Origin of the sequence: Paenibacillus sp. YN15 (genome assembly GCF_003285005.1) — a bacterium.
Classification (GTDB): domain Bacteria; phylum Bacillota; class Bacilli; order Paenibacillales; family NBRC-103111; genus Paenibacillus_AR.
Map to the genome: position 1 here is coordinate 137,600 of NZ_QMFA01000012.1, position 21,900 is coordinate 159,499.

Sequence of the window (21,900 nt, forward strand, 5' to 3'; positions counted from 1 at the left end):
CTTCCCCCGTCTATTCGGCAATTCCGCCGTTCCGTTCGGCTTCCTTGAGATTCTCGTACATCTGTAGAAGCAAACGACGAAAAATCATCTTCTCCTCCGGCGTGAAATGCCGGAAGCAGGTTTTCTCCATCAGGTCGATCATATTCCGCACCTCCTGATGGGCTTGACGCCCCCGGTCCGTCAGATAGACCCGAGATATCCGCTGGTCCGCCTCATCTGCCCGGCGCTCCACAAGCCCCGCCTTCTCCATTCGGGCAATCATAACATTGAGAGTGGCGGGAGTAATCCCCATCTGCTCCGCCAGCTCCTTCTGGCTTTGCCCATCCCGTTCGGTGAGCGCGCGCAAAAGCGGCGGCTGCCCCGGATAAACCTCCCTGCCCGAAAGATAAGCGGACACCGTATGATGATGCAGCTTGGACACCCGGCGGAACACCGAATCCACATGCTCCGCCTTGTAAATATCCATCATAGCCTAGCCCCCTTCATCCGCACGATTATTTAGTCGACTAATTGTTATTGTAAGGCACCTGCAGATCATTCGTCAATGCACAAGAATACAACAAAAGCCCCCTCATATACCATTCTCATATCTCATAGACCATTCTCATATACCATTCCCATATGCCCTATCCCATCCCACGTACTCCTCCGTCTTCTCTATGCACTATCCCGTGCATCCACCATATTCTCCATTATCCATCCTGCGTATCCTGCCATCCTCTCCATATACGCCACCCCGTACATCCCCACCATATCCTCTATGCTCCGTCCCGCGGCTCCATATTCCAGATGTTTCATCCCGTGTTTCCTGCCGTATTCCCCTTTTCACCCTCTTTTCGTGTATTATCCCCTTTACTCAGGGACCGACTTTATAGCTCACCGTAACTTGGCAGCAATAATTATCCTCCAACAAAAAAAGATGCCCGCAGAACGCTGGGCTATCCAAAATAAGTATGTAAGTATGGAATAATCCGTTATCCCAGCAAATAGACAAAATTAAGTCCCCAAGATTGAGCATGTCCATAAACATCTTCGCTTTACGGGATAGCAAAAGAAGGTGAAGAAGGAATCAGTCGCAAGGACATCCTCCGTATTTATGTGAAAATTGCAAATAGTTATTCATCCCGTCGTTTTGCACGATAGCGAAAAGTAGCGTCAGGTCCAGGTTAGAAATAGGAATTATGAGAAAGAGCAGAACGGGCGCACATACGGCTCATTTCCTGAAATATGCATAAACCCTGCAACAACAAATTCGCCCGGCAGCAAAATTCGTCCAAATACCGTTGCCGATACTTGTCGCCTATGCCGCAAAAAGTGCTATGCAGCCATTCTCCAGCCTGTCTTGCCAAAGGTAGGCCTTTTTTGAACTTGCTGGGGTAAAACCGATTTATTTTAGTAAGACCAGGCTGCCTTGCTGACCCCAATCCCATGTAATGGTCACAAAACTCCTCGATGACTTCCGCCGAAAGCTGACCGTTCTTGTAGTCCTCCATTTGCACAGCCTGCATGTGCATAAGCCGCGGCTCATCTGTCTCTGTCAAGGAAACACAGACTATCACAGACGGAGTTGGGGGAGGGTCACTGCGGGAAGAAGTAGGATGGGAGTAGGTTAAGGTTTCGCTGTGAAGACACATTTTTCCCGATGGAGGAAGCAGTTGCTTGCCTTCCGACAAAGCGCCGCGGATGGCATGAAGCATGTTCCATGCTGTTTTGTAAGTCACGCGAATCAACCCGCATAGCTTAGTGGCGTTCATGTTCTGATCGGGATCTGCTACAGAATAAATAGCGGTAAACCACTTGATGAGGGAAGTCCGTGTCCCCTCCATAATAGTCCCGGCAGTAAGGGAGGTTTGATGCTTGCAGCAGACACATTCATATAGAGGCTGGCGCCGGGTTTTGATTATGTATGCTTTTCCGTAACCGCAATAGGGGCATATAAAACCATTGGGCCACTTCAACTGGAACAGATATTCCTCACAGGCTTGTTCGGATGATTGAAGCCGAAGAAGGAGCGCCTCCTCCTGCTCCCATATATCGGGGCTAAGGGTCTTGTCCAATTTTATTTTCCCCTTCATCTTTATCCCTTCCCCTCTACCCAGAACTACCTACTCCATCACCAAACAGGAACATATATTCTTATTATAGCAAACATATGTTCTTACATCAAGAGTTATTTGATATCCTATCACGGCGAAATCACGAACCCATATATTTCCTGAATGTTCGATTAGCCTTTCAAAAAAATATAAAGAACNTTTCCTCCATCCACGGCGAAATCACGAACCCATATATTTCCTGAATGTTCGATTAGCCTTTCAAAAAAATATAAAGAACCTTGCCTAACCGGCTTGAGGGTGAAGACAGCCTGCCTCTCGTGACCTCCTGTCTGGGTTTTGCTCATCGTCAAACCAACCCTTCCATTTCGGTAAGGGCTCGTCAGGACCGATTCGCTTGGGGAGAGGATCCTCTGCTCGTTGTTGCTTAGGCTTCATCCGGTTGTGCCGCCACATACTGGCTCAGCAACTCGTCCACATACGACGTATTCATACTCGCGATGAACCGTCGCTTGTTCAAGCTTCGCTTGACATGCTTGCTCTTGTCCTGCTTCACCACGTTCAACGCGATCCGCTTGAGCACCGCTACATTCGCCGCCCGGTTGCGCTCCTTGGTCTTGTACCCATCTTCTCCAAATGTTACATCCAAGTGCCAGTGCATGCTCTCGACTCCCCAATGACTGCGGACCGCTTGCGCGAAGAGTTCCACCTTTGTGATGCTGCACAGATAATACGCCTCTTCCTTTCGCGTTTGCCCGTGCTCTTCCACGATCCGCGTCACCATCCCGATGCCTTGCAGTTTTTCCCATTCCTTGCGCGGCGTAAGCCAGTCGATCTGCGTCGTGAACCGGTAGATTCGCTTTTCGATCCGACCATGTCCTTTTTCCGTCGTGGAATAAATCTCGTAGTCCGTTCCCGCTTCTCCCTTTTGCATCGCATCGGCAAAATATTCCTTCACCTCATTGTGCACCAGCCGATGATTGCCTTTTAACGCCAGCACATAGTCCGCCTTGTTCTCTTTGACAATCTGCCGCGCGATTTCTTTTTGCGTATTCAGCGCATCCACGGTGACGATGCACCCCTTGATCATCAACCGTTTCAGCAGTTCCGGCACCACCGTGATCTCATTGCTTTTTTCCTGCGTCTGCTTTTCCCCCAGCACCAGTCCATACTGGGTGCTGTAGGCGCTCACCACATGGATCGCTTTTTTCCCTTCCGCCTCGTTGCCCGTGGATCGCATTGTTTTGCCATCCACCGCGATCACATCCCTTTCCACTTGCCCTCGGATTTCCTTCATCCACTCGATAAAACAGATTTCCACTTGCTTTGGCGAGATCAAGTCAAACACCCGCTCCAGGGTTTGCTCGCTGGGAATCCCATTCGGCAATCCAATATACTGGCGTAGCCACTCTTCCCGTTCATGAGCCCACAGTTCCATCGCCTCCCAGTCTTCACACCGGCATAGACTGGCACACACGCCGATAAACAGGATATCCATCAGCTTGTGCATTACTTTTCCCGCTTGCCGCGGGTCTTGCACCATTTGAAAGTAGTTGAAAAACGACCCTTGGTAGCGAGTTGAGTCTGCCATTTCGGATTCCTCCAGGTTCATCGGGATGATCCTCTCAGCATACCGCTTTTAGGGGCCGTTTGCTTTCTTTTTTTCTCTCCCTGTTTATCCCATTAATGGTCTGTTATTTGCTTCATGATTTCGCCGTGTTCCTCCATCGAACAAAGAAGGGCGTCAATTCTGACCGGATGCATCCTCCTCCAGCAATTTTCGCAGGGAGAGGATTTTTTCCGGAGAAAGACGGGTTGCTTTGATGATGGTTCCGTCTTCAATACCAAGCGAGATTAGGTTCCGGGCAACAGCCTCTACTCCTTGCTCCAACCCTTGCTCCATTCCCTTTTCCAAACCTTCCTCGTAACCCCAACGCTTCCATGCCGGCATCAATTCCATGATCTTCCTCCCNGATATCCTATTCTATTGCCATGACACTTTCCTCATTCCTGATCGAAGGGGATAATATACGAAAAGGGGCAAAAAACCTATAGGATGACAGGCTGCGGGGAGTGGGGAGTGAGAAATGGAGAAGAAGCCAAGGGGGTGGCCGGATGCTGTTTGGTTGGGAGTGTTTGGTTGGGAGTTGTTTGGTTGGGAGTTGTTTGGTTGGGAGCTGGCCGACTAGAAGCTGTTCGGTTGGAGGCGTTCGGCTAGGGTTGGCTGATTGAGGCATTGTTGGCGGAGGGTGTTCGGCTGTAGGGCTGTTTAGCGGGGACTGTTTGGCTGAAGGCCGTCTGGTTGGGGGCTGAGACATGGGAGGATTGGATGAGCGGCGAATAAAGAGGGGGAACGTAGGGAAAATGGGACGGGCTTGGTTGGAGGGGATATGGAAGTGAAGGACCGGTATCTGGAGAGTTATGGCGGGGTACGCGGAGATGGATTGAAGGAGGTATTCTGTCAAAGGCCGTACCGCCACCGCCAATGGTAACACTGGCGGTGGCGCGGGCCGGTAGGTGTAGGTATGAGGTAAATGGGCGATGGTTGGATTGTTGACTGCTGCTTAATTACTGCTTAGTTGCTGATTAGTCGCTGCTTAGTTGTTTAGTTGTTTAGTTGTTTAGTTGTTGTTAGTTGTTCTTGACTTCCACTGTTAATGGTTGGCTGGTTGTTGTTCCTGCTCCGTTGACTAGCTCGGCTACATATTCGTATCGGCCGGGGGATCTGTCCTGGAGCTCTACCACCGCTTGTTGAGCCGATGGGGTGTTGGATTGAAGAGGTTGTTCTGCGATCAGGCTGCCGTTTTCGTAAAGCCGGAACAGGCTGGCATTGGTGCCCCACCACATGTTCATTTGCACCTGGAAGCTGCCGTCTCCGTCCCAGTTGTTATGGGCGAGCACGGGCTGGCCGGGGACTGCTTGAGCGACGGTCACCTGATAGGGATCGCTGCGGGTGGTGCCGAAGTCATTGATCAGCTCCGCTTCATAAACATACACGCCGTTGGGCTTGTAGGTTACCGCGGTGACGGTGGATTGGGCTCCGGGAGTGCGCTCCTCCAGCTGCTTCGTATCGATGAGCATGCCATTTTCGTAAAGCTTGTAGATGCTGCCGTTGTTTCCCCACCACATATCCATACGGATGGAGTAGCTGCCATCCAGCAAGCCGGTGTCATGGCCGTTATTATCCGACAGAACAGGCTTGCCGGGGGCTTTGGCTGGATCAGGCTTATGCACCACCTTCACCCGATGGGTTGCCTGCACCTCTGGAGAAGCGGCCGACTTTACTGTAATAACGGCTTCCCCTACAGCTAAGCCGGAGACTGCTCCGTTGTCATCCACCGTCGCCACGGTGGGATCGCTGGTGGCCCAGACCAACTCACGGTCGGAGGCGTTCACCGGCAGGACAGTAGCCGCCAGGGTAGCAGTTTGCCCAACTTGCAGCTCCGATTGTCCAGGGAGAAGCTCGATGCCCGTTACGGCCACAGGAAGCTGCTTGAACACAATATCGTCGAACAACAGATAGCTGAAGCCTCCGGCATAGAAGCCAACCTTTCCAGATGCTTGATGGCCCGGATCTGAAGCCTCCAGCTTCAGTTGGCCATTCACATAAACCTTAATATCGGCTCCGTCGGCCAGCACCCGGAACTGATATTCCGTGTCCGGCTGCAAGTCCGGAGCAGGCAGCACGTTCTGCTTCACAGTTGCCCAGGCCGCATTGTACAAAAGCCATTTGGACGTACCGTCGCCGGTAGTTCTGTAGCCGATGCGGCTAGGGCCTCCTGTGGCGTTTTGCCGGTCAAAAATGTAGAACGTGGTGGCATCAGGCAGGGTGGGCGGCGTTTTCAGCTTGAAGGTGAGATCGTAGCCGCTGAATTCTTTGTTCACTACACCGGAAGCGCCGTTAAGGATTTTGTACCATCGGTTTCCGTCTATCGTTACAATACTGCGGTTGGGGTCCACCGGCCAGCCGTTGCCCCCCGATTCAAAGTCGGTTGTGTGCATAACGTTGGAGATAATTACTTTGGCAGAGGCTGCGGCGTTGGGATTTTCCACTGATACGGCAGTAATCACCGCCTCGCCCATGGATACGCCGGTCACTACCCCGTTTCCATCCACGGTGGCTACCTGCGGATTGCTGGAGGACCAGTTCACCGCTGTATTGGCAGCATCCGAAGGATCAAAGGAAGCGTGCAAGGTCAAAGTCTCCCCTACGGTCATATTGGCTTGGGTTTTATCCAGCAGCAAACCGGAAACGGCTGTGGTCGGCAGCGTGAACTTGATATCGTCAAACCAGAGATAGCTGAAATTGTTGACATAGAAGCCTACCTTGCCGGTAAGGTTATGGGTAGGATCATTGGCCTTCAGCCTAAGCTGGTCATTGACGTACACACTGATATCCGCTCCCTTGACCAATGCCTTGATCCGGTATTCCGTATTGGGCTTGAGATCGTGGTCCGGGAAGGTGACCTCCTTTACCGTTCCCCAGGCTGCATTGTACAGTAGCCAGCGGGAGGTGCCGTCCGCATTGGTCTTATAGCCGATCCGGCTGGAGTCGGCCCCCACCTGCCGGTCAAAAATATACAGGGTGGCATAAGCCGGTATGGTATCCGGCGTTAGCAGCCGGAAATTCAGCTCATATTCCGAAAAGTCCTTTTTGCTCAGGGAAGTGGCGCCGCTTTTGATCCTGTACCAGCGGTTGTCGCCGATTTTATCGATGGCGCGGTTGCCGTCCAGCACCCAGTCCCCGGAGCCCAGCTCAAAATCGGCGAAGTCCATAATTCCGTCGCCTTCATCAACAGTAACCTGCACCGTTTCCACAAGCAGCGGATTTTCCTGGGAGGTTACGGTAATGACGGCCTGCCCCATGGAAACCCCGGTTATAACCCCCTTGCTGTCCACTGCCGCTACATCAGGACGGTCGGACTGGTAAGCGAGCTTGGAATTGGTAGCATTCCACGGAAGCACCTCCGCCTGAATGGAGGCGGTTTTAAAGATACCCAAGGTGATATTCTTGTTGTATACGTACACTTCCTGGACGGGGAAATGGTCAGGGCCGTAGAGAGTCCCTGCCTTGCCAATGACGCCGATATCCGCAAAAGGAATAGCGGCAAACCCGGGAATGCGGGTAAAGACCTCTGCATCGGCTTTCAGCTCCAGATTGCCGCCTGCCAGATCGGCAAAGCCCGGATCACTTTCGGCAATCCAGTTGCCGGAGTATTGCACCAGGTTGAATTTGTCATAGGCACCGTTGTCGTTGGTGGTGCTGCTTCTGGTTTTGGTCGGATTGTAGATGACATTGTTGGTGAAGGTATTGGTCGTCGGATAGTAGCGGTTTTCGGTGAAGAAATCCGCCAATTCGGGATATTTCGCCATATGCGGCGTACCCACATAGTTGTTGTTGGCAGCGAACAAAGCCTGCCATTGGGGCATATAGTTCTTGGGAATCTGGTTCTCCGGCTTGTCGCCCAAATACAGATCCGCATAGTCATACGGCACCTTACTGTCAATGAAAATATTATTGCGGGTCAGGATATGGGAGCCGCCGTTGTTCTTGATGGCGGAGTTGCCCATTTTGTTGAAGATATTCTCTTCAATAGTGATCCCCATGGTGAAGTTGTCAGGATATACCCCCTCTACCCCGGCCTTGGATTCCCCGATGTTATGGAAGTAGTTGCGCCGGATGACCGTTCCCCGCTCCTGCGGCGAAGCGCCCAGGTTCATGTAGATGGCGCCCAGGTCGGAGAAGGTTTTGCACACATCGTAAATATCGTTGTACTCCACCAGATGGTCGTTGCCGAAGATCAGTATCCCCGGATGCGGCGCATCATGCAGCTCGTTGTGGGACATCCGGTTCCCCGCTCCCGACAAATGAACACCCGGATTGTACGCCTTGTGATAATAGGCAAAATCATGGATATGGGAATTCTCCACAAAGTTATTGCCGGGCTCAAGAGTGGTTTTGTTGCCTCCCGTTACAGTGACGGCAGTTCCCCCGATATGGTGGATATGGGAGTTGGACACGCCGTTGTAGGAGCCGGGAGCGCCGCTGAAATCATTGTAATAGAAGCGGCTTTGGGTGTTCAGAAGCACGCCGCTGTTGGTGAAATTGCGGATCTCGCAGTGGTTCAGAAGCATATGAGTCCCGCCCATAAAAACAGCCGCCGAGTCTCTGCCGTTCTCCAATACCATGTCCTCAAAGGTAATGTAAGAGGCATTTAAGGCATTGATCATCGGCGTTTTAAGAACGGTTACAGTAATTTCCGGGTTGCCCCGCTCGAAGGAAGCATTGGGCAGGAAATACAGCATTCCAGCCTGCCGGTCAATGTAATATTCGCCGGGCATATCGATTTCTTCCAGCAGGTTTTGGGCAAAATGGAAGTCCGGATACCAGTTGTCGTTGAAAATGCCGCTCATTTCCCCGTAGCGGAGGGTAATGGTTTTGTTGGCGGTATCAATGGAGGCAATTTTGTTGTACGACCATTCCCAGCTGTACCCAAAAATCCCGTCCAGCCAGATGTCATCCGCCTGACTCCAATACTGCGGCCGGTCATAGGCATAGGAAAAGGTGCCTCCGCGGGTATGAACCTCGGTTGGCTCTCTGCGGGTGGGACCGGGATCAAGAACCTCATCCATTTTCACTGTGCTTTGGTTGGGCCAGCGGGCCAAGGTCATACCCTGGCCGTCCACGTACAGCTCCATGGGAGGAACCTTGCTCAGGTCATTGGCCAGATAATAGCCGTGACGGCTCAATTCGCCATAATCGGATAGGCCATGGGCGGCCAGGTTTACCTCCAGCACCTTGGTGCGGGCTTCGGGATCAATGATCCGGCTCAGGACGTTCTGGTCGGCAACGGGCGTGAACCAGCTTTTTTGCAAATCCGCTCCCCCCGACAGCCTCACGGTTTCACCGGGATATGCCTGATACTTGATGATTTTGCCCGCTACGCCTGAATCCTCCTCCCGCAGCTCGAAGCTTTGGCTTCTCTCATATAGCCCGCCGCGCAAATAAACTGTCACTCCGCCCTCGGGCAAGCCGTCGGCCGCTTTCAGCTGCCGGATGGTGTCCCTGGCTTTTTCCAGCGTGAGGAAAGGAGCATTCAAGGTGCCGGGGTTGGAATCGTTTCCATCTGTGGCCACATAAAAGATTTGGCCAGGCGCTTGTTCCTGGGTTGTTGCAACCGCTCCCAAAGCGAAGCCTGGCGAAGACAAGAGCAGCAAACCGGCAAGGAGAACAAGCAGCAGACGTTTTGGATACATAACCTCATTCCTTTCAAATAATGGATTTTTTATATCGAAAAAAGGCTGCCGATCCAATGGTTCAACCGGCAGCCAAATTTCTCATGGTGACAAACTATTTTACAAGACCTTTTTTCTTCAGGAATTCATTGAATTGTTTGGTAACCTCTGCGACATACTTATCTTCACCGGCTTTTTTCAGGCGATCGTACATGGTGGGCCAGGTTTTGTCAAAATCCAGGGTGCCTGTAGTCAGCCCCTTCTTGTACTCGCCCCAGATGGCATTCAGGTTGGCAATCTCGGTGCTGACCGGCTCGGAATTAAACTTGAAGGCGCCGATGGGATTCACGTTGGAGGTAGCGTTGATCTTCTTGGTTTCCTCCCAAACATTGGCCGGCTGCCCTTCCTTCAGGTAGGAATTGAACACGCTGCCGAATACCCAGTCCATATTGGGCTTGTAGCGGGAATCCGCCTTGGTCTTCACCACATTGTCGGATACCTTGTCATAGTGGGTGCCTTCAATGCCGTTGCAGAGCAGATTGTACAGCTGCTTATCGGTGTTTACCAGATTGAGCAGCATCATGGCCCGCTCCGGGTTGGCGGAGGTGCGGCTCAGAGCCTGGTTGGTGGTAGCGGAGTAGCCGTTGGAAAACCAATCGGTGATCGGCACAACCACCACATCATTGCCGCCGTTCTTGGTCTTGACTTCCGCTTCCACGCCCGGCTTCAGAACGTTGTTCATGATAACGGCCATTTGTCCCTTGGTTTCATAATCGCTCATCTTGGCTGTGGCGGCATCCTTGAAGATATAGCCGGCTTTGTACCATTTGGAGGCCAGCTTGAAGTTTACCAGATCTTCTTCGGGATAACGGAGCAGCTTGTAGGTGGGATCGTCCTTCTTCACATAGAAGTGGTCGTCCAGCCCCGGCAATACCCACATTTGGTCGCTGTTGACACCCTGGGCGGCGCTGACGAAGGCACTTCCGAAGGGAATGATATTCGGTTCGTTCTGCTTAATTTGCTCCAGGAAGGGTTCAATATCCTCGAACTTCTTGATTTTGGTCACATCCAGATTGTACTTATCCACGAAGCGCTTCTGAATGATGAAGCCAATCCGGTTGCCGTTGATTTGCTGGTTGGGAATGGCATAGATTTTGTCATCCACGGTCAGGCCTTCCCACATGACCTGGGGAACATCCTTCTTTAATTCCGGAGCATATTTATCAAGCAGGGTGTCAAGCGGCTGGATGGCGCCCTTGCGGACGAGTTCTTCAGGCTTCAGCAGGTAGCCGGTCCAGAGGATATCAAACTTTTCGCCCGCCGCCAAAACGGTGTTCATCTTCTGCACATAGTCGCCGATGGGCACCGGCATCAGCTTGACAGTGGCATTCAGCTTTTCTTTGGTAATCTTGTTCACCTCGGCAGCTACTGTCTCCTGATCGCCTTGCAGCTGGGACAACGGATAATACCAAGTCAGCTCCACCGGCGCCAAGGTCTGGGTCCCTGCCGTGGCCGTTCCGGCAGCAGGGGAACTGCCGGCAGCCGGAGCTTCATCCCCTTTTCCGCAGCCAGCCAGGACAGCTGCCGCAAGAGAAGCGGTAAGCGTTACCTTCATCCATGTCTTCATGTTTTTGACCTCCTGTTTTTGTTCTTATGATATATATGTTAACCCTTGAGGGAGCCAACCGTTAAGCCTCTGACAAAAAAACGTTGGAAAAACGGGAAGATTACAAGCATCGGGCCGCCTGCCAGCACGGCAATGGCCATCCGTGCCGAGTTGTTGGGGAAATCGGCCAGGCTAATGCCCATCTGCGACGAAAAATCCGAGTTGGAGGTAAGGAACTCCATGCTGTTCAAAATCCGGACCAGCAAAAGCTGCAAGGGAACCAGCTTGGGGTTGTCGATGTACAGCATGGCATTGAACCATTCATTCCAATACGCGAAGGAAATCAGCAGCCCCATGGTGGCCAGAGCCGGCTTGGACAGCGGCAGGATGATGGTGAAGAAAATCCGCAGCTCCTTGGCTCCGTCCATTTTGGCCGATTCGATGATTTCCAAGGGAATTTTGGACATAAAGCCTTTCATCACCATAATGTTGAAGGGCGACAGGAGCACAGGCAGGATCAAAGCGAACAGGGTGTCCTTCAGGTGAAGATACTGGGTCATGAGAATGTAGGCCGGTACCAAACCGCCGCTGAACAGCATGGTGAAAAACACGTAGAAGGTAGTCACGCGGTTATACCGGTAATCCCGCCGTGAGATGACATACGCCGTCATGGCGGTAATCAGCAGGCCGCACAGGGTGCCGGCGATGGTAATCAGCGCGGTGATGCCGTATGCCCGCAGGATAATGTCCGGCGTCTGAAGCACATAGCGGTAGGCATCCAGGCTGAAGATTTTGGGCAGAAACTGGTAGCCGTTTTGGACGATGCTTTCCTCGCTGGTGAGGGAGACCATAACCACCAGGGCGAAGGGCATAATCATGAGCAGCGAGATGATGATAAAAGCCAGGTGAATGATGGTTTGGGAAATCTGGAATTTAGGCTTCATGCGTTAGGCTCCTCCTTTCTTACCACAAGGAATGGTCCGGATTGATTTTCTTTACAATGCCGTTGGCGGCCAGCACCAGAATAAGACCCACAACCGACTGGTAGAACCCGGTGGCGGCGGACATGCCTACATTGCCCAGCTCGCGCAGTGAACGGTATACATAGGTATCGATAACATCCGTGGAGTTGAAGATGAAGCCGGAGTTGTTGGGAATAAAATAGTGCAGCCCGAAATCTCCGCGGAACATGCTGCCGATGGACAGGATCAGCATAATAATCACCAGCGGCGCCAGCAGCGGAATGGTGATGCGGAAGGCCATCTGACTCTTGGTGGCGCCGTCAATCCGGGCCGCTTCGTAATATTCTGAATTAATCCCGATAATTCCGGCAAAATAGATGAGAGTGGAAAAGCCGACTGCCTTCCAGAGGTGGAAGATGACCAATATAAACGGCCACGGCGCAGAATTCTGGTACCAGGCAACGGGTTCCAGACCAATGGATTCGAGAAGCCGGTTCAAAAAGCCGTCAGAATGGTTGAAGAAGGCATACGCGATATAACCGACCAGCACCCACGACAAAAAGTGGGGCAAAAACAGCGATGTCTGATAAAACTTCGTATACTTGGCCTTCAGCTCGTTCAGCAGAACGGCGAAAAGCAGGGCCACGCAGGTGGTTAAAACGATGTATCCCGCGTTGTACAGGACCGTGTTGCGGGTAATCCGCCAAGCGGCATCACCGGTGAACAGGTATCTGAAGTTATTGAGTCCGGCCCAGGCGCTGCCGAAGATGCCTTTGTCATAGCGGTAATTCTTAAAGGCAATAATCAGCCCGACCATGGGCAAATAAGCAAAAATCAATTTGTACAGGATTCCCGGCAGGGACAACAGGAACAGCTCCCTGTTCTTCCAAAAGTAATGCAGCTCCCGTTTTATTGCAGAACCGGGCCGCCGCTCTTTTTGCGCTGTCACAGCTTTCGGCATAACAAGCCGGGTTTCTTTCTCCATCATAGCAAAGCTCCTTTCCGGTTCAGTTGCCCTTGACGTCAGGCTTTCTGGTTCCAACATAGAGCAAATCCGGCTGTATTGTTACTGTACATACGCAAGATTCCTGTATAGAGGCCTGTAAATAATCCAGATTTCTGCCGCCGCAGCAGCGAAGTTTCTGTACAGTACCGGTTAGTATGGAAGAAAATAAAACAGGCGCCTCCTCCTACTCGCCGGTAGATGGGAAGCGCCTCTGTTGGGATTATACTGTTCTTCTTGCGGCTATATTGCTCTTCTTCAGGCATTGCGGTTAATGGCTGCCTTCAGTCTGTACTCCTTGGGTGTTGTGCCGTAGCGCCGCTTGAACAGCCGGTAAAAATAGCTTTCGTTGCTGAAGCCCACTTTATCCATAATCTCGGCTACAGTCATCTGCTGCTGCTCCAGATACAGCCGGGCCTGGGCCAGCCGGGTTTCGTTGATGCAATCCACTACCGTCATGCCTTCCTGCTCCTTGAACACCTGCCCCAGATACACGTGGCTCATGCGGAGCATGTCCGCGATCTTCTGGACATTGAGATCGGGATCGGCATATTGCCGGGCGACAATTTCCCGGATGGTTTCCGCCACCAGCCGGGCTTTCTCCTCACGGCCGCTCACGCGTTTGTCCAAAGCCTGCCGGACCAGATCCAAGAGGACCTCTCTGACCTCCTCCAGGGTTTCCTTCTCCAGAATCCGCCGGTTGAACTCCTGAAGGTTAACCGTAGCCGCCTGCAGATTATTCGAGTTCATCTCATTGATGGCGTTGCCCAAGGTCACGAACATATGGAGCATCGCGGAAAACATGTTCTCAAAGCTGAAGGTGCGCACCAGCTCCAGCCATTTGTCCATGCTGCTGTTAATCCGCTCCCAATCCCCGCTTTTCAGCCCTTCAATCAGCTGTCTGTCTAATTCCTGGGGAATATGGAACTGGCTGCATTCCTCATTGGGCAACACCAGCCCCGGCTCAATCAGCGCCTCTTTGCCCAAAATCATTCTGTAGTTGGCATAGCGCACAGCCTGCCCGTACATGGCCGTAATGTCCCGGTAGGATGTAAAGACATGGCTTAGGGCCACAGTAACGGTAATGTGGTAATAACGCCGGACGGTCTCCTGAAGCTGGCGGAGAATCGTCCGCAGCTCCTCCTCCCCGATGCCGCTTCCGCGGCTGACGATGAACACCACATGATCGCTTCTCATATCCACCGCTTCACAGGAGTAGCTGCCCCGGATCAGCTCCTGGCCGATGTTGCTGATGGCAAAGTACAGGAGGGCCATGGTAGCCTCCGGCGTCCTGGCGGACACCTCCTGGAGGTTGTCAATGCGGGCCAGCGCCAGCACCATGCTGCCGGATTCGGGAATATCCAGTCCGTATTGCGTCCGGTCATGGGCCATTTCCTGCTCCGGCACCCCTGTGCTCCCCGCAATCAGGTTGCGCAGCCGGTACACCTTGGCCACATTCTGCTGGGCGGCCTGATCCTGCTCAAGCTCCTTCAACTTGTCGGTCATTTGCGAATAGCTGGACGCGATCAGGGACAGCTCATCCCAGTGGGCTTCCCCGCCGCGACCGTCATTGCGCCGCACCAGGGTCATCAAATGCCCGATGGGCCTGTAGAGCCTGACGGAGAAATAAATGGAGATCAGGATGGTCAAAAGCACCACCGAGGCGGTGACAACAGCCGCCGTCCAGCGGATCTGCCTCACATTGGTCAGCACCGCGTCATAATCCTGCAGGCTGATAATCTGCCAATCATTCAACCCGCGGGTCAAGTAGGTGACCCTGTATTTTTTGCCCCCGTGGTTGTAGGTGAAATAGTCCAGCTCCTTGCCGGAGGCGGCAATCTGCGGAATCACCTCATTCTTGATGCTCAGCTGATCGGGCTGCAGCCGGTCATTGGAAATCAGCACCTGGCCTTGGCTGTCGGTGACGAAGATAACATCGTCCTGTCTTTCGGCCAATGCATTAAGCGCTTTCACGTTGTCCAGCATCCACGTGGGCTTAATATTGACGATCAACAGGTTCCCGTTGACGGCATTCAAGGTGGGACCATCGTACACGAACAGGGAAAACACATCCACTCCCTCACCGCCGCCCAGCTTCATGGGAGTTAACTGCAGCTTGGGCAGAGCCGCATGATTCTTCATGTAGTCCTCGAATGCGGCATTCATTACCTTCGTGTCCATGGTATGGTTGACCGTGGAGAAAAACCGCCCCTGAACGGCATTATAAAAAACGATGGAATGCAGATATGGGGAGTTGGACACCAGTCGGGTCAGCTTATCCAGCTTCAGAATGCTCTGTTCAAAATCGTCGCCGGACTTCAGCGCGATAAAATCCTCATCATTGAAGGTGGATACAGCCAAATCCTTCACAATCTGGTTCATGTTCTCAATGTTGTACTTGATTTGGGTTAACAGTTTCCGGTCCGCATCATGCTCCATGCTGGATACCTTGCTTTGGGCATTGAAATACAGGAGGGCGGAAGCCGTGATCAAGAGCAATACCACCAGCATAAAGGCAAGCAGAATGCGCTGCAGGTATTTTCGGGATCGGAGAGTTTGAAGCAGATTCACAAGCATCACTCCTGTTGTACGCATGTGCCCTAACTATAACGCCCCCTCTCTTTTGTTGTCAATGAGAGGGGGCGTGCTGTTCGTTTACCGTTTGCGGTGCATTTTGAATTCCAGGAACAGCTCGTTTAGATGGGACAGGTTCCGTTTGCCCAGGTTCCGGTAGACCTCCAGCTTCTCCAGCACTTCATCCTCGGGATAAAAGCGCTTGTCCCGGGAGATATCTTCAGGCAGGTACTGAAGAGCATCCGCATTGGGGGTGGAATAGCCCACATACTCTGTGTTGACGGCGGCATTCTGCGGGTCCAGCATGAAGTTGATAAACTTATGGGCCCCTTCCACGTTGTCCGCTGTTTTGGGGATAACCATGTTGTCAAACCAGATGTTGGAGCCTTCCTCCGGGATTACATAATCCAGCTCCTCATTCTCGTCCATAATCTCCGAGGCATCTCCGGACCAGACCAGCGCCGCGGCAGCTTCTCCGTTGGCCATCAGCATCTTGATCTCATCGCCCAGGATGGCTTTGACATTGGGAGTCAGCTCATTCAGCTTCCGCTTGGCCTGCTGGAGATGCTCCTCCTCCGTATCATTCAGCGAATAGCCCAGGGTGTTCAGCCCCATGCCGATAACCTCCCTGGCCCCGTCCAAAAGGAATACCTGATTGGCCAGTGACGGGTCCCACAGATCCTCCCAGCTTTCAAAGGTCAGGTCGCCCGCCAGCTCGGGATTGTAGATGATGCCCACAGTTCCCCAGAAGTAGGGCACGGAATACACATTTCCCGGGTCGAAGGACATGTCCAGATACTTGGGGGCGATATGCTTGTAATTGGGCAGCTTGGATTTGTCCAAGGGAAGCAGAAGCTTCTCCTCCATCATTTTGTTGATGGCATAGTCGGAGGGCACCGCCACGTCGAAGGTGGTGCCGCCTTGGGCAATCTTCGTCAGCATAGCCTCATTGGAATCGAAGGTCTGGTAGATCACCTTGATGCCGGTTTCGGTCTCAAACTTGTCCAGAAGCGCCGGATCGATATAGTCGCCCCAGTTGTAGACGGTGAGGGTATTCCCGCCGGAGTACCCCTCGCTGGCGTTCAGGTAGGACGCCAGATACATCAGCGCAAAGGCGGCGATGAACACCGCCAGGAAAGCCCGGGTCAGCTGCTTCATTTGGGCACCTCCGTCCGGAAGGAACGTCCCTGGGTGTTGCTCTTGAGGCTCAGGAAATAATAGATGGCCACCAGCACGATGGTGAACAGGAAGATCATGGTGGACAGAGCGTTAATGGACAGGGAAATTCCCTGCCGGGCCCGGGAATAAATTTCTACCGACAAGGTGCTGTAGCCGCTGCCGGTGACGAAGAAGGTTACGGCAAAATCATCCAGCGAGTAGGTCAAGGCCATGAAAAATCCGGCGAAGATGCCCTGCCGGGTGAAGGGCAGAATCACCTTCGTCAGCACCTGCCGCGAGCTGGCCCCCAGGTCCCGGGCGGCATCCACCAGGGTGGACGGCATCTCCTGGAGCTTGGGCAGGATCATCAGCACGGTGATGGGAATGCTGAAGGCGATGTGGGACAGGAGCACGGACATAAAGCCCAGCTTGATTCCCACCATCGTAAACAGCACCAGGAAGGACGCGCCGATGATGACATCGGGACTGACGATCAGCACATTGTTCAGGGACAGCAGCGTATTGCGGGTCCGGCTCCGTCTCACCGAAACAATCGCCAGCGCTCCGCTGAAGCCCAGAATAGTGGCGATAGCCGACGACAGCAAAGCCAGCACCGCCGTGTTGATGACGATAATAATCAACCGGGTATCCTGGAACACTTCCTTGTACCAGTCCAGGGTAAAGCCTTCAAAATTGCGCATATGCCCGCCGCTGTTGAAGGAGTAGTACATCAGATAAAAAATGGGAGCGTACAAAATGATGAGCACCATGGCCAGATAAATCCGGAAAAGCGTCCGGCCGCCTGTCCGTTTGTTCATGCGCCCGTCCTCCTGTTCCGTTCACCTGTCATAAACATAATGGCCACCATAACAATCACCAGGAATACGGCAATGGTGGAGCCCATGCCCCAATCCTGGGTGACAAGGAAATGCTGCTCAATGGCCGTGCCCAGGGTAATGACCCGGTTGCCCGTAACCAGCCGGGTGATCATAAACAGCGACAAAGCGGGAATAAATACCGCCTGGCAGCCGGATTTCACCCCCGGCATGGTCAGGGGCAGCACCACACGCCGGAAGGTAGTCCAGCGGGAGGCCCCCAGATCCCGGGCCGCATCCGTCAGCGTGGGATTCAGCTCCTCCAGGGAGTTGTAGATGGGCAGAATCATAAAGGGAATGAAGATGTATACCGCCACGAAGATAAAGCTGAAGTCCGTAAACAGAATCTGCCTCGCCCCCAGGCCGCTCCATTCCAGGAAGGTGTTGATGGGCCCGGCGGAGCCGAAGATGCCCAGGAAGGCATACGCCTTCAAAAGCAGGTTGATCCACGTGGGCAGAATAATGAGCAGCAGAAGCAGCTGCTTATGCTTCGATTTGGTGATGAGATACGCCGTGGGATACGCCGCCAGGAGACAGCAGACGGTGATCAGAAAGGCGTATAAAAAGGAATTCACCGTCATTTTCATATACACCGAGGTGAAGGCCTTGCCATAATTGGCCAGGGTGAAGCCGCCCTCCACATTGCGGAAGGAATAGTAGGCAATCAGCGCAATCGGAATAATGACAAACAGCAGCATCCACAGGAGATAGGGCACCAGATACAGGTTGCGGCCGCCGGCCCGGCGGCGGACCTCAGCGGACATATGCGCCCTCATGCTCGTATGCCTCCAGTCGCTTGTCGAATTCCTCTTCCGTTTCATTGAAGCGCATGATGTGGATGGCCTCCGGCTCGAAGGTCAGCCCGATCTCCTCGCCTACCACTGCCTTGCGTGTGGAGTGGACCAGCCATTCATGCCCGGCTTCGTCATAACACACAATCTCATAATGGACGCCCCGGAACAGCTGGGTATCCACCCGGACCTTCATCTTGCCCTGGGCCACTGTGGTAATCTCCAGGTCCTCGGGGCGCAGCACCAGCTCCACAGGCTCGTTAGGCGAAAGACCCGCGTCCACACAATCGAAGCGCATGCCGCCCACCTCAACTACATAGTCCTCAATCATCACCGCAGGCACAATATTGGATTCGCCGATAAAATCCGCCACGAACCGGTTGATGGGCTCGTCATAAATATCGGTAGGCGTGCCGCTTTGCTGGATAACGCCTTTATTCAGCACAAAAATTTCGTCCGACATGGCCAGCGCTTCCTCCTGGTCATGGGTGACGAAAATAAAGGTAATGCCGAGACGCCGCTGCAGCTCCCGCAGCTCGTACTGCATCTCCGAGCGCAGCTTCAGATCCAGGGCCGACAGGGGCTCGTCCAAAAGCAGCACCTCCGGCTCGTTGACGATAGCCCGGGCAATGGCTACCCGCTGCCGCTGGCCGCCGGACATTTCGCGGATTTCCCGTTTTTCGTAGCCCGACAAATTGACAAAACGAAGCGCCTCCCGCACCTTTTCCTCGATAAGCTTAGGCTTCACCTTCTTCACCCGAAGGCCAAAGGCCACATTCTCGAAGACATTCAGATGGGGAAACAGCGCATAATCCTGAAACACCGTATTCACCTGACGCTCATTGGCCGGCACCTGGTTAATCACCTTGTTGTTTAAGGTGATGGTCCCCTTCGTAGGCTCCGCAAAGCCGGCAATCAGGCGGAGAATGGTGGTTTTGCCGCAGCCGGAGGGTCCCAGCAGCGTATAGAATTTGCCCCGCTCGATGTCAAAGCTGATATCGTTCAATACGACTTCGCCGTCATCGTATTCCATGAACACATGCTCGAAGCGGATAATCGTCCGATTGTCCATTTTCCATCTCCCTTATCGACTCAATTTTTTTCATTATACAATAAAGGGGGGGATTGAACAGGATGCGACAAATTTTTTTACAAAGGGTTAATTTAAATGTGAGTTTATATAACATAGTTTTCGACGATTTTGTCACAAATTAACTGTTTTGCTCTTCCAAATCTTGAGCATTCCCCGAAAGCCTTGCTATAATGCATCAAGCCTTGCTGCAACACTATAAATGAGAGCTCAGGAAAGGGTGACTTGGGTATGGGAATGGTGATGGTCCAAGCAGTAGTTAGACCCGAGAAGGCGGATGCCGTGCTGGCCGAGCTGATGAAGGCGGGTTTCCCCTCCGTCAGCAAGATGGATATTGTCGGCCGCGGCAAACAAAAGGGCATTCAGATCGGCGAAACCCATTATGATCAGCTCTCCAAGAAGATGCTGTTTATGGTCGTGGACGAAAACGACAAGGACGATGTGATCAAAATTGTGATGCGGGTGGCGCGGACAGGGGAAAAGGGCGCCTTCGGCGACGGAAAAGTTTTCGTCCTGCCCGTTCAGGAGGCCTATACCATCAGCTCCGGCAAGAACGTGCTCTAATCGCTGTTGGGCCGGCCGGCTGCAGGACAGTCCGGGAAAATTGCAAAATCCCGGAGCGAAGAAACGCCCCGGGATTTTTTCATGTGCATGGGATATGAGGAATGGCCTCCGTTCCCCGCCTTCTATGCCTTCAATATTGACTTGGCCGCTTCGTCCCCGGCATCTGTCATAAAGGCAATGCCGGTTTCCCGCTCGGTTTCCCGGTTGCCGGAGAAAATGTCATCCCTGGTCAGCTCGCTGACGGAGAATTTGCGGGCCCCTGCCAGAAGCTGCTGGAGACCGGCGGCCAGCTTGTCCGCCAGGGTCCAGACGGCGATGGCGCCGTAAGGGATATTCTTCATCTCATCTGCCCCAACCTTCTTCTGGAGGTCGAAGTAGCCGGCGAAGATTTCCTCAGCCCGCGAGCCTTGGTCGGACACGCCTTTGGGCAGCGCGCTCCAGTTGCCGCTGAGCCGCTCCCGCCGCTCGGGATGAAGCGCCCCTTCCACGTTGGCCCCCAGGAAGCCGGGAATCATCAAGGAACGGCCCAGGCAGACCAGCTTGGTATAAGGAGCGCCCAAGGCCAGCGCCTTGAAAATCTGGTCTTCCTTGGCCAGACCGCCGCCGAAGGCCAGATCCGGCACGCGGAAGCCGCGGGATTCCAGCAGCTGCGCATACTCATAAGCCTTGGCATGGAGGTTCAGCGAGGGAATGCCCCATGTCTCCATCATGTTCCACGGGCTCATGCCTGTGCCGCCGCCTGCCCCGTCAATGGTCAGCAGGTCCAGCTCAGCCTCCGCAGCCAGCCTCAAAGCCGATGCTAATCCTTCCATACCGTATGCGCCGGTTTTCAGGGTAATTCTCTGGAAGCCCAGCTCCCTCAGACGGGTGACACTGCGCAGGAACTCCTCCCGGACCGCTTCAAAGCTGTGCTGGTTGGTATAGCCCAAACGGCTGTGCCGGGCGAATGAGCGGACAGCCCCGGCCCGGTAGGCCTCCTGCACCTCAGGCAGCGTCGGGTCCGGGTCCACTACGTACCCCCGCTCCTTCAGGAAAATGGCATAATCCAAATCGGATACCTGGATTTCGCCGCCGATATCCTTGGCGCCTTGTCCCCATTTCAGCTCCACGATCACATTGTCGCCGTATTTTTGCGACAGATATTCCGCTACCCCGTTATTGGAATCCTCCACATTCATTTGCACCAGAATCGCACCGTAGCCGTCGTAATACCGCATGTACGTTTCAATACGGCGGTCCAGCTCCGGCGCCTTCTCGATGCGCCCGTTGCGAATAACCGCCTGCTTGTCAATGCCTGCAACATTTTCGCCGACAACAACGGGGAAGCCCACCAGGGCGGCGCCAACGGCGAAATGCTCCCAATACTTGGCCGCAATAAAGGTGGAGCCCAAGGCTCCGGTCATCACAGGCACCCGCACCTTAGTCTTCACCTTGGCGCCGAAGGCCGTCTCCAAATTGACATTGGGGAAAATGCAGTCGTCTGCGCCGTCGGACAGTCCGGCAGGCAGCCCTTGGGAGCCGCAGTGGAAGCCGTTGATCCGCAGCGAATTATAGGAAACCCCCACATGAGTCGTATTGGCGCTTCCTGCCGTCACCGTTCCGAAATCCCGGGGATAGAGCAGCTTCCTTCCTTTCATGCTGGACACCCACGTCTCACACTTGCCCTGGCAATCCGCCCGACATAATGTGCATAACCCCGATTCTGCAGGATTTCCTCTGTTTACGGTACCAAGCACATCATTGGATTTTGGCCACTGAATCATTCTTTCTACCTCCTGATCTTGGTTAAAGGCTAACATAGCTTGTTAGGTAAGTATATTTGCATCATACTGTGATAACGTTTGCATTTCAATGCTTTATCGCGGTGAAATGTGAATTTTTTGCGATGTTTTTGGATTAGTCTGTCGGCTGCAACCTGGCAGTCATAACCACCGGCTTAGCCGGTGGCTTCCATCAGCCCTATAAGGGCATGGTACTAGCACGCGCC

The 21,900-nt window shown here is 53.3% G+C and carries 16 protein-coding genes; 1 reads left to right on the top strand and 15 read right to left on the bottom strand.

What is annotated here, in order from left to right; translation table 11 throughout:
• Positions 1-10 precede the first annotated feature (10 nt).
• The 14 genes from DQG13_RS12340 to DQG13_RS12400 form a co-directional block, all read right to left on the bottom strand.
• Positions 11-466, bottom strand: coding sequence for a MarR family winged helix-turn-helix transcriptional regulator (locus DQG13_RS12340; RefSeq protein ID WP_113020083.1), 456 nt, complete (start codon positions 464-466; stop codon positions 11-13).
• A gap of 191 nt (positions 467-657) precedes the next feature.
• Complete coding sequence (locus DQG13_RS30750; protein ID WP_181592726.1) at positions 658-798, bottom strand: hypothetical protein; 141 nt, start codon at positions 796-798, stop codon at positions 658-660.
• A gap of 368 nt (positions 799-1,166) precedes the next feature.
• Positions 1,167-2,057 (bottom strand): transposase, encoded by an 891-nt coding sequence (locus tag DQG13_RS12345; protein ID WP_181592727.1) that lies wholly within the window; start codon positions 2,055-2,057, stop codon positions 1,167-1,169.
• 424 nt (positions 2,058-2,481) lie between these two features.
• Positions 2,482-3,666, bottom strand: coding sequence for an ISAs1 family transposase (locus tag DQG13_RS12350; protein WP_113020069.1), 1,185 nt, complete (start codon positions 3,664-3,666; stop codon positions 2,482-2,484).
• Positions 3,667-3,798: 132 nt separating this feature from the next.
• Positions 3,799-4,014 carry a hypothetical protein gene (locus DQG13_RS12355; RefSeq protein ID WP_113020070.1) on the bottom strand — a complete coding sequence of 72 codons (216 nt, stop codon included), beginning with the start codon at positions 4,012-4,014 and terminating at the stop codon, positions 3,799-3,801.
• Positions 4,015-4,685: 671 nt separating this feature from the next.
• Positions 4,686-9,311, bottom strand: coding sequence for an Ig-like domain-containing protein (locus tag DQG13_RS12360; protein WP_113020071.1), 4,626 nt, complete (start codon positions 9,309-9,311; stop codon positions 4,686-4,688).
• Positions 9,312-9,405: 94 nt separating this feature from the next.
• Positions 9,406-10,917 carry an ABC transporter substrate-binding protein gene (locus tag DQG13_RS12365; protein ID WP_113020072.1) on the bottom strand — a complete coding sequence of 504 codons (1,512 nt, stop codon included), beginning with the start codon at positions 10,915-10,917 and terminating at the stop codon, positions 9,406-9,408.
• Between the two features lie 38 nt (positions 10,918-10,955).
• Positions 10,956-11,840 (bottom strand): carbohydrate ABC transporter permease, encoded by an 885-nt coding sequence (locus DQG13_RS12370; RefSeq protein WP_113020073.1) that lies wholly within the window; start codon positions 11,838-11,840, stop codon positions 10,956-10,958.
• A gap of 19 nt (positions 11,841-11,859) precedes the next feature.
• The gene (locus tag DQG13_RS12375; RefSeq protein ID WP_258525644.1) at positions 11,860-12,819 is read right to left on the bottom strand and encodes an ABC transporter permease; all 960 of its coding nucleotides are present in this window, start codon (positions 12,817-12,819) and stop codon (positions 11,860-11,862) included.
• Between the two features lie 300 nt (positions 12,820-13,119).
• Complete coding sequence (locus tag DQG13_RS12380) at positions 13,120-15,432, bottom strand: helix-turn-helix domain-containing protein (RefSeq protein ID WP_113020085.1); 2,313 nt, start codon at positions 15,430-15,432, stop codon at positions 13,120-13,122.
• Between the two features lie 84 nt (positions 15,433-15,516).
• Complete coding sequence (locus DQG13_RS12385) at positions 15,517-16,593, bottom strand: ABC transporter substrate-binding protein (protein WP_113020074.1); 1,077 nt, start codon at positions 16,591-16,593, stop codon at positions 15,517-15,519.
• Positions 16,590-17,411, bottom strand: a complete 822-nt coding sequence (locus DQG13_RS12390; protein ID WP_113020075.1) for an ABC transporter permease — start codon at positions 17,409-17,411, stop codon at positions 16,590-16,592. Before DQG13_RS12390 ends, DQG13_RS12385 begins: the two co-directional genes overlap by 4 nt.
• Positions 17,408-18,244: an ABC transporter permease gene (locus DQG13_RS12395; RefSeq protein ID WP_258525641.1), complete on the bottom strand. Its 837-nt coding sequence runs from the start codon at positions 18,242-18,244 to the stop codon at positions 17,408-17,410. The genes DQG13_RS12390 and DQG13_RS12395 overlap by 4 nt, the downstream gene beginning before the upstream one ends.
• Entirely contained in the window at positions 18,222-19,331 is a 1,110-nt protein-coding gene (locus DQG13_RS12400) for an ABC transporter ATP-binding protein (RefSeq protein ID WP_113020076.1), read from the bottom strand. Before DQG13_RS12400 ends, DQG13_RS12395 begins: the two co-directional genes overlap by 23 nt.
• A 249-nt stretch (positions 19,332-19,580) precedes the next feature.
• On the opposite strand from DQG13_RS12400, the gene DQG13_RS12405 reads away from it, so the two are divergent.
• Positions 19,581-19,913 (top strand): P-II family nitrogen regulator, encoded by a 333-nt coding sequence (locus DQG13_RS12405; protein WP_220094368.1) that lies wholly within the window; start codon positions 19,581-19,583, stop codon positions 19,911-19,913.
• Positions 19,914-20,035: 122 nt separating this feature from the next.
• Here DQG13_RS12405 and DQG13_RS12410 read toward each other — a convergent pair whose 3' ends face one another.
• Positions 20,036-21,676 carry a glutamate synthase-related protein gene (locus DQG13_RS12410; RefSeq protein WP_113020077.1) on the bottom strand — a complete coding sequence of 547 codons (1,641 nt, stop codon included), beginning with the start codon at positions 21,674-21,676 and terminating at the stop codon, positions 20,036-20,038.
• Between the last annotated feature and the right edge of the window lie 224 nt (positions 21,677-21,900).

Excerpts from the sequence above, each read along its gene's own strand:
- DQG13_RS12340 (WP_113020083.1), bottom strand. The coding sequence starts at position 466 with ATGGATATTTACAAGGCGGAGCATGTGGATTCGGTGTTCCGCCGGGTG.
- DQG13_RS30750 (WP_181592726.1), bottom strand. The coding sequence starts at position 798 with ATGAAACATCTGGAATATGGAGCCGCGGGACGGAGCATAGAGGATATG.
- DQG13_RS12350 (WP_113020069.1), bottom strand. The coding sequence starts at position 3,666 with ATGAACCTGGAGGAATCCGAAATGGCAGACTCAACTCGCTACCAAGGG.
- DQG13_RS12355 (WP_113020070.1), bottom strand. The coding sequence starts at position 4,014 with ATGGAATTGATGCCGGCATGGAAGCGTTGGGGTTACGAGGAAGGTTTG.
- DQG13_RS12360 (WP_113020071.1), bottom strand. The coding sequence starts at position 9,311 with ATGTATCCAAAACGTCTGCTGCTTGTTCTCCTTGCCGGTTTGCTGCTC.
- DQG13_RS12365 (WP_113020072.1), bottom strand. The coding sequence starts at position 10,917 with ATGAAGACATGGATGAAGGTAACGCTTACCGCTTCTCTTGCGGCAGCT.
- DQG13_RS12370 (WP_113020073.1), bottom strand. The coding sequence starts at position 11,840 with ATGAAGCCTAAATTCCAGATTTCCCAAACCATCATTCACCTGGCTTTT.
- DQG13_RS12375 (WP_258525644.1), bottom strand. The coding sequence starts at position 12,819 with ATGCCGAAAGCTGTGACAGCGCAAAAAGAGCGGCGGCCCGGTTCTGCA.
- DQG13_RS12385 (WP_113020074.1), bottom strand. The coding sequence starts at position 16,593 with ATGAAGCAGCTGACCCGGGCTTTCCTGGCGGTGTTCATCGCCGCCTTT.
- DQG13_RS12390 (WP_113020075.1), bottom strand. The coding sequence starts at position 17,411 with ATGAACAAACGGACAGGCGGCCGGACGCTTTTCCGGATTTATCTGGCC.
- DQG13_RS12395 (WP_258525641.1), bottom strand. The coding sequence starts at position 18,244 with ATGAGGGCGCATATGTCCGCTGAGGTCCGCCGCCGGGCCGGCGGCCGC.
- DQG13_RS12400 (WP_113020076.1), bottom strand. The coding sequence starts at position 19,331 with ATGGACAATCGGACGATTATCCGCTTCGAGCATGTGTTCATGGAATAC.
- DQG13_RS12405 (WP_220094368.1), top strand. The coding sequence starts at position 19,581 with ATGGGAATGGTGATGGTCCAAGCAGTAGTTAGACCCGAGAAGGCGGAT.
- DQG13_RS12410 (WP_113020077.1), bottom strand. The coding sequence starts at position 21,676 with ATGATTCAGTGGCCAAAATCCAATGATGTGCTTGGTACCGTAAACAGA.